11 protein-coding genes are annotated in these 14,043 nt (G+C 64.4%); 4 read left to right on the top strand and 7 right to left on the bottom strand.

Annotation, left to right across the window (positions count from 1 at the left end; translation table 11 throughout):
- Positions 1-969, bottom strand: a complete 969-nt coding sequence (locus BGO80_RS17440) for an MBL fold metallo-hydrolase (RefSeq protein ID WP_286722634.1) — start codon at positions 967-969, stop codon at positions 1-3.
- Positions 970-1,185: 216 nt separating this feature from the next.
- Here BGO80_RS17440 and BGO80_RS17435 point away from each other — a divergent pair, with 216 nt between their 5' ends.
- The 3 genes from BGO80_RS17435 to BGO80_RS17425 are packed head-to-tail and all read left to right on the top strand — an operon-like array spanning position 1,186 to position 4,726.
- Complete coding sequence (locus BGO80_RS17435; protein WP_286722632.1) at positions 1,186-3,189, top strand: primary-amine oxidase; 2,004 nt, start codon at positions 1,186-1,188, stop codon at positions 3,187-3,189.
- A gap of 48 nt (positions 3,190-3,237) precedes the next feature.
- Entirely contained in the window at positions 3,238-3,519 is a 282-nt protein-coding gene (locus tag BGO80_RS17430) for a hypothetical protein (protein WP_286722630.1), read from the top strand.
- 28 nt (positions 3,520-3,547) lie between these two features.
- Complete coding sequence (locus BGO80_RS17425; RefSeq protein WP_286722628.1) at positions 3,548-4,726, top strand: amidohydrolase; 1,179 nt, start codon at positions 3,548-3,550, stop codon at positions 4,724-4,726.
- 87 nt (positions 4,727-4,813) lie between these two features.
- Here BGO80_RS17425 and BGO80_RS17420 read toward each other — a convergent pair whose 3' ends face one another.
- The 6 genes from BGO80_RS17420 to BGO80_RS17395 form a co-directional block, all read right to left on the bottom strand.
- Positions 4,814-6,445, bottom strand: coding sequence for an AMP-binding protein (locus BGO80_RS17420; protein WP_286722626.1), 1,632 nt, complete (start codon positions 6,443-6,445; stop codon positions 4,814-4,816).
- Between the two features lie 45 nt (positions 6,446-6,490).
- The gene (locus BGO80_RS17415) at positions 6,491-8,164 is read right to left on the bottom strand and encodes an AMP-binding protein (protein ID WP_286722624.1); all 1,674 of its coding nucleotides are present in this window, start codon (positions 8,162-8,164) and stop codon (positions 6,491-6,493) included.
- Between the two features lie 2 nt (positions 8,165-8,166).
- Positions 8,167-8,952, bottom strand: a complete 786-nt coding sequence (locus BGO80_RS17410) for a cyclase family protein (RefSeq protein ID WP_126151243.1) — start codon at positions 8,950-8,952, stop codon at positions 8,167-8,169.
- 2 nt (positions 8,953-8,954) lie between these two features.
- Positions 8,955-10,196: an SDR family oxidoreductase gene (locus tag BGO80_RS17405; RefSeq protein ID WP_286722622.1), complete on the bottom strand. Its 1,242-nt coding sequence runs from the start codon at positions 10,194-10,196 to the stop codon at positions 8,955-8,957.
- On the bottom strand, positions 10,193-11,380 hold the full coding sequence (locus tag BGO80_RS17400) for a thiolase family protein (protein ID WP_286722619.1): 1,188 nt from the start codon (positions 11,378-11,380) through the stop codon (positions 10,193-10,195). The genes BGO80_RS17405 and BGO80_RS17400 overlap by 4 nt, the downstream gene beginning before the upstream one ends.
- A 95-nt stretch (positions 11,381-11,475) precedes the next feature.
- On the bottom strand, positions 11,476-12,387 hold the full coding sequence (locus BGO80_RS17395) for a LysR substrate-binding domain-containing protein (protein WP_286722617.1): 912 nt from the start codon (positions 12,385-12,387) through the stop codon (positions 11,476-11,478).
- A gap of 170 nt (positions 12,388-12,557) precedes the next feature.
- On the opposite strand from BGO80_RS17395, the gene BGO80_RS17390 reads away from it, so the two are divergent.
- On the top strand, positions 12,558-14,039 hold the full coding sequence (locus BGO80_RS17390; RefSeq protein WP_286722615.1) for an aldehyde dehydrogenase family protein: 1,482 nt from the start codon (positions 12,558-12,560) through the stop codon (positions 14,037-14,039).
- The last annotated feature ends 4 nt before the right edge of the window (positions 14,040-14,043 follow it).

Raw genomic sequence — 14,043 nt, 5'->3', positions numbered from 1 at the left:
TCAGCGCTGCTGGTAAAGAAGGGGGCCATCGGCATCGCGCCAGCGCTGCATTTTATCAGCCGCAACCAAGTGGTTCAGCAGTGCTGCTGCCATGGTGTAGTGGATGTCGAGCACTGGGCTCCCGGCACTGACGCGGAACAGGCTGGGCAGGAGATCGGCACAGGTCAAGGGGCGTTCCGCTGCGGCCCAGACGCGCGCCAGCCGACGCTCATAGGACGCAAGATGAGCGCGGGCCCGCCGGCCGGGATCGGTAAACGGCGCGCCATGGCCCGGCAGGGCGATGCAATCGGCGTTCACGTGGGTCCATGCATTGAGAAACGCGATCATGTCGGACATGGGGTCGGCATCGGGGGCGCCGAAGGAGACGCCGACATAGGGCGCAGTGTCGGGGAGTATCTGGTCGCCGGTGATGACCAGGTCATGCGCGTCATTGATGAACAGGGCCGGTCGCGGCGAGTGCCCGCCCCCCAGCTGCACGCGCCAGGCTCCGCCCTCAAACGCGAGGCGGTCGCCGTCCTCAAGCGTGAGCGGAGCGACTGGCGGTCTGGTGGGGCTGCCACCGAGAGGCGTTGTGGGGCTGGCTCCGCTGCGCAAGCCACCCATATCGAGCAGAAATTTCCGCCGCAGGCCGGCCTTTGCGTCAGGCGCGCGATTGAAGCCAAGCCGGACAGCATCCAGTTCCAGGGTCGTCGCTTGGATGCGGGCGCCGTATGCCGCTTCGAAATGGTGGGCGAGCCCCATATGGTCGGGATGGCCATGGGTACAGACGATGTCGGTGATGCCGCCCAGCCCGCCGGCATGCTGCCAGGCATTGCGGGTTTCGGCATCGTCCTTGCCGGTATCGACCAGGACCGAAGGGCCGATGCGCCAGGCGTTGACATGCTGCAGGTCCGGATTGGCCTTGCCCATGGGCAGCATCACGCGCTCGACGCCGGCCTCCCGCAGGCGGTGCTCGATTGTCAGCGGCATGCAGCGGCCCATCCTTCCGGCCCAACCGCCGGCAGTGTGCGGCAGCTTTTCGCTTGGCTGGTACCATCGCCCCCGCAAGCGGTCCAGCGCTCGTTGCCGTCCGACCGAGAATCTGCCTCGGTGGCCGGAATTGCAAAGATTTTGGCCGAACTTGCCTACAGCGCCGCCAGAAGCTCATGCCAGTCTCACGTTCAAGACGACAAAGCAGGTGATGGCATGCTGAACGCACACGAACAGACCAAATCGACGCCGACCGGCGCGGTTCATCCTCTCGATCCCCTCACCATCGAGGAAATCCGGCAGGCCTGCAATATCGTGCGCGCGGACACGGCCGACGCCGCGGCATTGCGCTTTCCCTGGGTGGAATTGCTCGAGCCGGTCAAGAGCGAGGTCGAGGCCTTCACTGGTGGTTCGGATTTTCCCCGCCGGGCGCTGCTGGTGACCCTCGATACCAGCACCGGTGCGGCCACTGAGGCAGTGGTCGATTTGCGCAGAGGCGTGCTGGAAAGTCGCAAGTCGATAAAGACCGACCACGAGCACGGTCAGCCGCCGATCCTGGTCGAGGATTTTCATCGCGCCGCAGAGATCGTGAAGGCCAATGCCGACTGGCGCGCGGCGCTGAAGCGTCGCGGCCTAACTGACGCGGAGATCGATCTCGTACAGGTCGATCCGATCTCGCCGGGTTACTTCGATTTCGAGCCCTATAAGGGCCGGCGCATCCTGCGCGCGGTTACCTATTATCGGGCTTATGAGAAAGACAATGCCTATGCCCACCCGGTCGAAGGGCTGGTGGCGGTCGTCGACCTGATCGAAGGCGCGATCATCTCGCTCGAGGACGATGGCCGCAATGTGCCAATCCCGCGCAAGCAGTATAATTACGAGACTGCGGCGCTGGGTGCCCCCCGCACCGACCTCAAGCCGCTCGAGATCGTACAGCCCGAAGGCCCGAGCTTTACGGTCGATGGTTGGAAAGTCACCTGGCAGGACTGGGAATTCCGCGTAGGCTTCACCCCGCGTGAAGGCGTGGTGCTGAGCCAGCTCGGTTTCCGCAATGAGGGGCGCGTGCGTCCGATCATCTATCGGGCCAGCATCACCGAAATGGCGGTGCCCTATGCCGATCCCACGCCGCAGCATTTTGCCAAGTGCGCCTTCGACGCCGGCGAATTCGGTCTAGGCAAGCTGGCCAATCAGCTGGAGTTGGGCTGCGACTGCCTTGGGCATATCCACTATTTCGACGTGCCGGCCAGCGATGATTTCGGCCAGCCCTTCGTGATGAAGAATGCCATCTGCATGCATGAGGAAGACTACGGCATCCTCTGGAAGCACAATGAATTCCGCAGCAATGTCAGCGAAACCCGGCGCTCCCGGCGACTGGTGATCAGCTTTTTCGCCACGGTGGGCAATTACGACTACGGCTTTTACTGGTATCTCTACCAGGACGGGACGGTGCAGCTCGAGGCCAAGCTCACGGGCATCGTGCAGACGGCGGCGCTGGAAGCCGGCGAGCGCTACAAATATGGCGGCATGATCACGCCCGACCTGGGCGGTCCAAGCCATCAGCACTTCTTCAACGCACGGCTGCACATGGCCATCGATGGCACTGGCAACAGCGTTACCCAGCATGACTATCGCAGCGTGCCGCTGGGGGAAAAGAACCCCTATGGCAATGTGTTCGAAGTGGCCAGCGAACTGCTGGAGAACGAGGCGGACGCCGCCCGCAATGCCGCTGGCGCCACCGGCCGCTACTGGAAGGTCATCAATCCCAACATCACCAACGAGGTCGGCAACCATCCTGGCTACAAGGTGGTGGTCATGCCCTCCCCCACGCTCCTCGCCGACCCGGCCAGTTCGGTGGCCAAGCGGGCCGGCTTTGCGCAGAAGCATATCTGGGTAACGCCCTATGCCCCCGAGGAACGCTTCGCCAGCGGCGACTATCCCAACCAGCATGGCGGCGAATGTGGTCTGCCGGTCTATGTCAGGCAGAAGCGTAGCATCGTGAACCAGGACATCGTGCTCTGGCACAGCTTCGGCCACACCCATGTGTGCAAGCCCGAAGACTTCCCGATCATGCCGGTCGAATATGCGGGGTTTACGCTCAAGCCCAACAATTTCTTCATGACCAGCCCGGCCATGACCATCCCGCCGGCGACCAAGGGCCACCACTCACGGTCCGGTGGCGGGGAAGCCTGCTGCCACGGGCCAACCGGGACCAAGGAGTAGCGCCATACGCCGCCTGCCTCGCAGGCGGCGCTTTTCGGAGATGACGTGATGATCTGCTGCGCAACCCTCTTGCTGACGCTCAAGCTGGCCTGGACGACACTGCGTCCTGCGCCGCGCGCAGCAGTGGCCGGGGGGCACCGGTGTGCCCGCCAGCATGTCGCGCCGGCAATAGGCCGGCTGGCATGGCTGGAAATCGGGACCGCCACGGTCCTGCTGGCCGTGTTTTCGACCGCCATAATCGAAATGGCGCTGGGACAGCCGCCCGGCGCGCTGTTGGGCAATATGCATCAAATCGGCTGCCTGGCTCTGGGGAGAGCAGCGGGCAGCTGAAATCCATGAGCGAACAAGGAGGTCCCAGATGAACGACCATATCGAAAAGTTGCTGGATGGGGTGCGTGAACAGGTGATTGCCTGGCGACGCCATATGCACGCGCATCCCGAACTCTCTTTCGAGGAGCACGAGACCGCCGCCTTCATCGTCGCGCGGCTGGAGGAGATCGGCGGGATCGAGATTTCGCGCCCCTCCGGCACGAGCGTTGTGGGCAGGCTGAGGGGTAATCGCCCCGGTCCGACCATTGCCATCCGTGCCGATTTCGACGCCCTGCCCATCACCGAAGAGACCGGCGCGCCCTATGCTTCGCGCAATCCCGGCGTCATGCATGCCTGCGGGCATGACGGACACACGGCCATGCTGCTCGGCACGGCGACGGTGCTTGCGCAATTGCGCGACAACTTTGCCGGGGAAATCCGCCTGTTGTTCGAGAATGGCGAGGAAACGCCACCGGGCGGCGCCAAGGGCATGATCGAAGGCGGCGCAATGGACGGTGTCGACCGGGTCATCGGCCTGCATCTGTGGTCGCCGCTGGAGGTGGGGCAGTTGCACATCAATCCGCGCCGCATGATGGCCGCCTGCGATATCTTCCGCATCGAGGTGAAGGGCGTTGGCGGGCATGTCGGCGCACCGCATCGCGCCGTCGACCCCATCGCCATCGGTTGCCAGATCGTTACCAATCTGCAGCATCTGGTGGCGCGCGGGATCGACCCGGTGGAAGCCGCCGTGGTCGGCGTGACCGAATTCCACGCCGGTCAATCGGTGGGCGTCATCCCGGCGACGGCGGTGATCGGCGGCGGCACCAATATGTTCGATCCCGCAGTCCGCGACCTTATCGAAAGGCGGATCGGCGAGATCGCCGTGGGCATTTGCGCTGCCCATGGCGCGACCTGCGACTACAGCTACACCCGCGTCTATGATACCGTCATCAACGATCCCGAGACCGCCGCCATCGTGGCGACCACGGCGCGCGATCTGTTTGGGACAGAGCGGGTGGAAGAGCGCGATCCGATCATGCCGGGCGAGGATTTTTCTGCCTTCGGCCAGGTCGCGCCGTCATGCTTCATCCTGGTCGGCGCCGGCAATCGGGCCAAGGGCATTACCGCGGCTCATCACGATGCGCGCTTTGATATCGACGAGGACGCGCTCGATAACGGCGTGCGGCTGTCAGTCAACGCGCTATTGGCGCTGCTCAAGCACGGCTGAACCCCGAAAATCCTGCGGCCCGTTATGGGTTGATCCCGTAGCGTGCCGCATATTCTTTTGTCTGTCGGTGAGCGCCGATCGAGTGGATCAGGCGCTCTTGGCCGCGCTTTCAAGCCGGCGCAGGTCGCCCTTAAAGTCTCGCAAGTCGATGGTGCATGCATCGGACACGAGGGTCTGCGCGATCCTTTTGATCTCGCCGCGCTGCAGTTTCTGGGTGGCCGTGGTCGGCAGGGTGTCCACAAACGCCACATAGCCCGGCACCTTGTGATAAGCGAGCCGCGCGGCGGAGGCCTGGGCAATGCTGCGCGCCACCTCATTGGGATCTCGATCCTGCTGGCCGGGCCCGAGGATGACGAGCGCCATCACTTCCTCGCCGCGCAATTCGTCTGGCACGGGCGCCACGGCGACGCCGGCGACGACATCGAGATTCTGCAAGACGCCCTCGACCTCGACCACGGCAATGTTCTCGCCCGAGCGGCGGACGATGTTCTTCTTGCGATCGACGAAAAATAGGGCGCCATCGGCACCGCGACGGACGACGTCGCCGGTATGGAACCAGCCACCGATCCAGGCCTCGGCCGTTGCCACCGGATCCTTGAGATATTCGGTGAAAAAGCCACGACGCGGATCATCACCGGTGGCGCGGACCACCAGTTCACCCGGCTCGCCCTCGCTGATATCAGCGCCCTGTTCATCGACGATACGGTAGTCCATTTCCGAATGCGGATAGCCGATGCAGCGCTGCGCCACATGGCGGTCACCCCCGGCCGTCGAGGTCGTGGCGCCGCCGCCTGTTTCGGTCATGGCCCAGGCTTCGGTCAGCGCGATGCCGAAGCGGCGCTCGAAGGTTTCCTGATGCAGCGGGTCAACGCCGGCACCGAAGGCGATCCTCACCCGATGATTGCGATCATGCTCTGAGGCCGGGAGCTTGAGGAGAATGGCAGGCATGACGCCGAGATAGTGGATGAGCGTCGCGCCGGATTCGGCGACACTGGGCCACCAGCGCGAGGCGCTAAAGCGATCCAGCGGCACGAGGGTGGATTGCAGGATGATGGCGCCCAGTGCCGAGCAGCCCAGCGCGTTCATATGGAACATCGGCAGGGGCGTGAGGATCACTTCCTCGCCCACTCGCAGAGCACCGCCAGTGCCGGCACCGACATACCATTGGGCCAGGCGCACGAAATAGTCGTTGGAGAGCACACAGCATTTAGGCTTGCCGGTGGTGCCGGAGGTGAAAAGAAACGCGCAGGGGTCGGCGGGCCGGCCTTCGAACCGGCTCGCCGGCTTGAAGGCGGGCGGCACGATGCCATCCGGCCCGATTACCCGTTCCGCTAGCAGTCCGGCCTCGATGCCGGTGTGGTGATAGACCGGCAGCGCCACCATCAGTTCCGGCTCGGCGATGGAGAACTGGTAGGCCAGTTCTTCGCTGCGCAGGTCAGGATTGAGCGGCAGGATGCCCACCCCGAGGCTGTTGAGCGCCAGGAAATGTACGAAGAATTCGGGGCGGTTATCGAGCGAAATGGCCACGACGTGGCCCGCGCCGTACCCGGCTTGGCGATAGGCTTCGCGCTGTGCCGCAACGGCCTTTTCGAGTTCGCCATAGTTCATTTGAAATCCGCCCGGAGCATAATCCAGCTTGGCGGCTGCTGGCAGCGACAGGAAGACCTGATCGGGTCGGGCAGCTGCTGCGTCGGCGAAGAGAAAAAATGGCGTGGTCATCGAATGGTCTCGCACTGACGGGTCGGCTCGACCGCGTCGACTGATTTAGTGTGTGGCGCTGCGCAGGCCCTGCTTGCGCGCTCGCCAGTCCAGGCATCCGGGTTGGGACAATGGCGCTTCCGCCAGGCCGCGCAGCTTTTCGCGCTGGACCTTCTGGGTCGAAGTGGTCGGGAGCGACGGTACGAACAGCAGCAGGCCTGGCACCTTGTAATAGGCGAGGCGCTCGGCGGCGGCTGCGAAGAGAGCTTCGGCCAGAGCCTCCGTCTCCCCCTCGCCCGGCACCACCACCGCCAGGACTTCCTCGCCGCGCAGCGGGTCGAGGGCGGCAATAACCGCCACCTGGGCAACGCCAGGGACGGCCGCAAGCACGGTTTCCACCTCGGCGGCGGCGATATTCTCGCCGGATCGGCGGATAATGTTCTTCTTGCGATCGACGAAATAGAGCCGGCCGCTCTCGTCTTGTCGCATGACGTCGCCAGTATGCAACCAGCCGCCGGACCAAGCCTTTTCGGTCGCTTCAGCGTCATGCAGATAGCCGGAGAAGAAGCCTTCGCGTGCCGAGGCGCCGCAGGAACGGAGCAGGAGCTCGCCGGGCTGGCTGGGAGTGACCTCGTTGCCATCGTCATCAACAAGGCGCACCGCGAGCGGCGGGCCGGACCGATCGGGCGAGCCGATGCAGCGTTCGCCGATGCTGCGCGGGTCGAAGGCGGCGCAGAGCGTGCCCGCGCCGCCGGTTTCGGTCATGGCCCAGCCTTCGAGCAGCGGCACGCCGAAGCGGGCTTCGAAGGTGGCATGGTGATCAGGGTGCACGCCGCCGCCCAGTGCGAAACGCACCTGGTGGGCGCGATCCGCGTCTGCGGGTGGCAGCTGCAGCAGAATGGCGGGAATGACGCCGAGATAGTGGAAGGCCGTGGCCCCGGTTTCGCGCGCCGTATCCCACCAGTCGCGGGGATGGAAACGATCGATGATGATCTGCGCGCCGCCACTGCCCAACATGCCCATGAAGCTGTGGCCCATGGCGTTGACGTGGAAGGCCGGCAGCGGGTTCATCAGCCGCTCCTGCCCGGGCCGCAGCGATATCAGCCCGCTTTGCGCTGCGTACCACCACGACCAGTTCAGGAAGAAGCGATTGGACAGCATGCAGCCCTTGGGCCGGCCGGTGGTGCCGGAGGTGTATATCAGGGCTGCTTCCTGTTCGAGGCCAGGCACTCCGCCGGCGACAGAGCCTCGTGAGGCGGAGACCTGGGCGCCCGGCGCCATCACCGGAATGCCCAGCTCTGCGGCCACATCGTCGAGGCGTTCGGCATGGCTTTGGAGCCGGACCAGCAGGACAGCGCCGCTGTGGCTGAGGAGATAGTGGACTTCCTCGCCGCGCAGATCGGGATTGACGGGCACGACGCTGACGCCGAGCCGGTTGAGCGCCAGCCAGTGAAGGAAATGGGCGGGCCGGTTTTCCAGCGACAGCGCCACGCGCTGACCGGCGACATAGCCTGCCGCTTCAAAGGCATGAGAGAGCCGCAGCACCTGCGCGAGCACATCAGCATAGCTTAGGCTCGCCGCCGCTTCCTGCCAAAGCGCCTGTACCTTTGCCGGCAGGACGAACAAGTCATTTTGCGGGTAGCGCGCGGCCTGGGCCTCGAGCAGGCCAAAGACCGTGCCGGCCAAGAGATAGGTTTCACCTAGGGCGGCGTTTTCTTCCGGGGTCAGCAGCTCTGCCATGGTCAGACCTCGACCAGCGCGATGACGCGCAGCGGGCTGCCCGAGCCGCCAAGAATTTTGAGTGGGGCCGCGATAATCAGGGCGCCCGTGGGCGGCAGTTCATCGAGACGCGCCAGGCATTGCAGGCCAAATTTGCCGGCACCGTGCAGATAATGGTGGGCCGGATAGGGCGGATCGAGATGACCGCCCTGCCCCGCATCGGTGCCGATGGTCTCGGTGCCGACGCCGAGCACGTCGCGCTCCTCGACCAGCCAGCGCATCAGTTCAGCGTCCGGACCCGGCGTGTGTGCACCAGTCTCATCGAGATTGGCATAGGCAGCGCCGCGCTTCAGCGACCAGTCGGTGCGCAACAGCACCCAGCTCCCGGCCGCAATGCGCCCATGTCGCGCCTCCCAGGCCTCGACAAAGGGCACTGTCACCAGAAAATCGGCATCGGCGGCGCTTTCGGCGGAGCAGTTGATGACGCAAGCCGGCGCCACCATGAGGCTGGCCGGCATGGTATCGACGGTGTTCTGCGGCAGGTAACGCCCGGTGATCCAGTGGATTGGGGCGTCGAGATGCGTGCCGGTATGCTCGCCGAAGCTGATATTGTTCCAGTACCAGGCCGGGCCATTCTCGTCATATCGCGAGATCGGCTCGATGCGCACCGGCCAGGACTGGCCCAGCTCCGGCGGCATGACGATGGTCGGCGCACCCGGCTCCAGCGTCTGGCTGAGATCGACGACGCGCATGCTGCCGCCGGCTAAAGCCATGGCCATTTGGGCCAATAGGGATTGATTTTCGCTCATGCTCATTGCCGCCAGAGGTCGCGTTCTATTTCCTTGGGATTGGCGCTGAAACGGTCCCGGAAGTCCTTGGCCACCTCGCCGACCCAGCGCTCTTCCTCGCCGCCCTTGAGCGCCGCGACGATTTCGTGGGCGACGGCGGCGGGTTGAACCTTTGGCGGTGGCAGATGCTCCAGCCAGTCGATTTCCATGGGACCCGAAAACACATCCAGCACCCGCACGCCGCTGCCGCGCATTTCGGCACGCAAGGCCTGCGAGAAGGAAAGGCTTGCCGCCTGCGTCGCCGCATAGGCGGCATAACCGGGCCAGCTCAGATGCGCGAAGATCGAGAGCACATTGACCCAGGCCGCGGCGCTGTTGTCGCCATCGGCGCCGCGCGAGCGCATGACCGGGCCGAAATACTGCGCCAGCCGCAGCGCGCCGAAATAGCTCACTTCCATAGCGTCTCGCGCCTTGAGCACTTCGCCACCCGAAAACAGGCTGCCGGGCCGCAGATGCAAAGCGTTGTGTACGAGGATATCGGTCTTGGCCGCATAGTCGGACGCCAGCCCCGCCACCGAGCGCTCGTCGGCCAGGTCGAGATCGACCAGTTCCACCGCCCCCAGCGCCTCGAGCTTGCCGGCATCGGCAAAGGGCTTCCAGCGCTCGGAAATGCCGACCACCACCTTGGCTGCCCCGGCGCCCAGCAATGCCTTGGCCAGAGGCAAGGTCACCGGATTGCGGCCATCGGTGATGAGGCAGCGCCGGTGCAGCGGATCGGCGACCAGTTCGCGCCAATGCGGATCGGTGTCGCTGTCGGGATCGCCATTTTCGGGACGGGCATAGATCACGGGCTGGCCCGCCTTATCCAATTGCAGGGAGGCGCGAATGCGCATACCGGCCACGCAGTCGCGCCGCGCTTCGGCGACGATAGTCGGTCCGCAGTCAAGCGCGATAAGCGCCTGGCGGGCCGGAGGGAGGCGGCGGAAATAGGGTTCACCGCTGATCTCGATAGTGGTGATGGACAGCACCGTGCCGCCGCGAGCGACCGGAGCAACCACGAGATCGGATAGACATTTCGGGCAGGCTTCGCGCGCCGGGTAGCTGACCGTTCCGCACCCTGTGCAGGTATGCAATGCGAACTCACCACGCGCAGCGGCGCGGGTGAGGCCTTGGGCTGCCCGGCTGCGCGTTGCCGGTGGCAGCAAGGGCGCCGTAGTGCGGGCCAGCGGATTTTTCCGCGGCGGGCGCGGGCGTTGCATGCTCATACGTCGTCCCCCGCAAAGATGACGGCGCCAGAGGCGAGGCCCCGATCATAGTTGATCATGCCGAAACCCGACGCCATGCCCAGCCGCGCGCCTTCAACCTGCGTGGTTGCGGCCGTGCCGGTGACCTGGCGTATGGTTTCGACAATGCCCAGGTGCCCACCTGCGGCGCCGGCCTGGCCGGCGGAGAGCTGTCCGCCTGTCGTATTGTGAGGGAAGCTGCCGCCGATGGTGAGGTCGTTGCCGGCCACGAAGGCGGCGCCTTCGCCCTTGGCGCAGAAGCCCAGATCCTCGAATTGCATCATCACGATCACCGGGTAATCGTCGTAAGTCTGCAGCACGTCGATGTCGGATGGTCCGACGCCCGCCATTCCGTAGAGTTCTTCGACATCCAGCGCCCAGCCGCCGCGATACTGCACGGGGTCGTCGGGAAAGGCATTGTGCCGCTCGATGCTCGAGAGCAGGCGCGCTCCGGTAAGGCCATGGTGGCGCATGGTGTCGCCGCGCATCAGCAGAAACGCCTCGGCCCCCGCCACCGGCATGACGCAATCGAAAAGGCCGAGCGGATCGACGATGGGCCGAGCCGAAAGGTAGCCGTCAAGCGTCAGCGGCTTTTTCATGATGGCGCGCGGATTGCGCAAGGCATTCTGGCGCTGGGACACGCAGATGCGGCCGAAATCCTCGCGCGTGACCCCGAAGCGGTCCATATAGGCATTGGTCAGATGCGCGAAGCTCGCATTGGCGCCCCCTGCCCCATGCGGATAGACCGCATCCTGGGAAAAGCGGGAAAAGCCGGCGAGCAGTTCGCGGAAGGTATCGGTGTAATTGGTATCAGCGCCGATGCAGGCAACGATATCGACATCCCCTGCCTCCAGCGCCCGCGCGGCGCGCCGGATGGCGGCAACCCCCGACGCGCCGCCCATGGCCATGCTGTCGATCCAACGGGTCGTCATGCCGAAATGCTGCGTCATGGCGATGGCCGGATCAGGACCGAGCGTGAAGCTGGCAATGCTAAGACCATCGAATGCGGTATGCGGGATGCCCGAGGCCGAAGCCAGATTGCGCAGCACCGCGCCGATCCACCACTGGGCGGGCCGGGTCGAATAGCGTTGATAGGTCAGACTGACCGGGGCGACGGCATATATGTCCTCATATGGCCGCCGCTTCCCGTTCCGGTTCGCGGGCATGGTTCACCACGTTAGTGACTGGTAGCGTCACCTAGACCATGGCGCGGAACAATCGGACTAGCTCACTAGCGCAGCCTCGACCTTGCCGTTCCGGGCTAAGCGGGACCGCCCGGCTCCGGCAGTTCCGCAAGTGTCTCAAGCAGCGCGATTAGGCGGCGCAAGGCGGGCGAAATCTCGTCAACCCGCCAGGCGAAATGCAGGTCGATGAGCACCGGCAAGTCCTCAACCGGAATAAGCATTACCCCATCTGGACGGCGCCGCGCCTGCCGCGCATTGACAAAGGCAATGCCCAGTCCCATGCGGACAAGAGCCAGCATCACCGCTTCGCTCTCGGAATGGTGGATGACATTGTATTTGACACCCGCCGCACGGATCGCCTCGGCCAGCTGGTCGTGATATTGCGGGCTGGCGGCACGGTGAAACCAGATGAATTTCTCCCGTTCGAGCTCGCCAAGACTCACCGACTGGCGTTGCGATAGCGGCGAGACATTGGGGACGGCCAGAAACACCGGATGGCGCTCGAGCCGGATCGAGACCACGTCGGCGTCGCCCCTGGGCGGGTTGTAGAGAAAGCCGCCATCAAGCCGCCGCGCGCGGATCTCCTCGATCTGGGTCAGGCTGGCCATGGAGTGCAGTTCGAGCTGCACATCCGGCACCTTTTCGCCGAAGGTGCGCATGGAAGCAGGCATGATTTCGGAAAGCGCTGCAACTTCGATAAAGCCAAGCTTGAGATGACCGGCCAGCCCCCGACCAACGCCGCGTACCTCCTCGATAATGCCGTCGAGATTGTCGAGCAGAGTTTGACAGCGCTGCAGCATCACTTGCCCAGCGTTTGAGAGCCGCACGCCGCGCGGCAGGCGGATGAAAAGCTCGACGCCAAGCTCTTCTTCAAGCGCTGTCATCTGCCGGCTGAGCGCCGGTTGCGCCACGTGAAGGAGCTGTGAGGCGCGGCGGAAATTCTCGGTCTGCGCGACCGCCACGAAATACCTGATTTGACGTAGATTCATGCTGTCCGATACCGTTCCGGCATCAAAAGGAGCATACAATTGTATTGGAAGTCACGCCCAATCTGGGGATCATTCAGGCTTAAAGGAGTTTTCTGGCATCTGCATGACGACGTGAGGGAAAAGCGTCGCCACGCCGCCGGGAAGACCGGAGGGACACAGACGTGAATGCAATGAACCAGGCTCCGAGCCTGCCCCGCACCGATCTCTACATCAACGGCGAGTGGGTCAAAGCCAGCTCGGGCAAGACCATCCCGGTCTTCAATCCGGCCACGGAAAACCAGATTGCCGAACTCGCTGCGGCGTCCGTCGAGGACGTCAACCGCGCGGTGGAAGCGGCGCATGCCTGTTTCGAAAGCACCGCCTGGCGACGTATGCGCCCACTGGATCGCGGGCGTCTGCTCGAAAAACTGGCCCTCGTGGTCGAGGAGCATGCCGACGAACTGGCGCGCCTCGAAACCTACGATAACGGCAAGCCCTACGCGACATCACGCTATGTGGACCTTGCCTTCACCATCGACGCTCTGCGTTATTTCGGTGGCTGGGCCTCCAAGACCGCCGGCGAATACATCACCCTCTCGCCCTTCTTCGACGATGGCGGCATCTATCGCGCCTATACCGAGCGCAAGCCGGTGGGCGTGGTGGGCGGGATCACCCCCTGGAACTTCCCGCTGGGCCAGGCGATCCAGAAGATCGCCCCCGCCATCGCCTTTGGCTGCACAGTGGTGCTCAAGCCGTCCGAGGAAACCTCGCTGACGACGCTGCGGCTCGCCGAGTTGATCCATGAGGTCGGCTTCCCCAAGGGTGCCGTCAACATCGTCACCGGATATGGCCACGATGCCGGCGCGGCACTGGTCGATCATCCGCTGGTGCGCAAGATCGCCTTTACCGGCTCGACCGCCACCGGCCAGCGCATCCTCGCCGCGTCGGCCAAGACCATGAAGCGCGTCACCCTGGAACTTGGCGGCAAGTCGCCGACCATAATTCTTGCCGATGCCGATCTCAGCCGCGCCATCCCCGGCGCCGCCAATGCCATTTTCGGCAATTCGGGACAGGTCTGCACCGCCGGCTCGCGCCTCTTGATCGAGGAGCCGGTCTATGAGGAAGTGGTGGCAGGCGTTGCCGAGATCGCCCGTGGACTGCGCCTCGGCCCCGGCCACGAAGAAGGCACGCAATTGGGGCCCATCGTCTCCTCGCGCCAGCTCGAACGCATTTCCGGCCTTGTGCAGAGCGGCCGTTCAGAGGGTGCTCGCGTCGTTGCCGGCGGCAATCGTCCCGATCGCGATGGCTGGTTCTTCGAGCCGACCGTGCTGGCCGATGTGCGTCCGGACATGCAGGTGATCCGCGAGGAGATCTTCGGGCCTGTGGTCTGCGCCATTCCGTTCAGCGCTCGTAGCGAGATCAAGGCGATTGCCAACGATACACCCTACGGCCTAGGCGCCAGCATTTGGACGCGCAATCTCGACCACGCGCACCTGCTGGCCGAGGAGATTGATGCCGGCACCGTCTGGTTCAACACCCACAATATCCTCGATCTCGCCGTGCCGTTTGGTGGCACCAAGATGTCGGGGCTCGGCCGCGAGTTCGGCACCGAGGCGATCAACGCCTTTACCGAACCCAAGGCCGTGGTGATGCGCCTGGCAGGCGACTATTGAGACC

The sequence above is a fragment of the Devosia sp. 63-57 genome, from assembly GCF_001899045.1.
Taxonomy (GTDB): Bacteria; Pseudomonadota; Alphaproteobacteria; order Rhizobiales; family Devosiaceae; genus Devosia; species Devosia equisanguinis.
The sequence above is the reverse complement of the archived record's forward strand: the minus strand, read 5'-3'. Positions and strand labels throughout refer to the sequence as shown.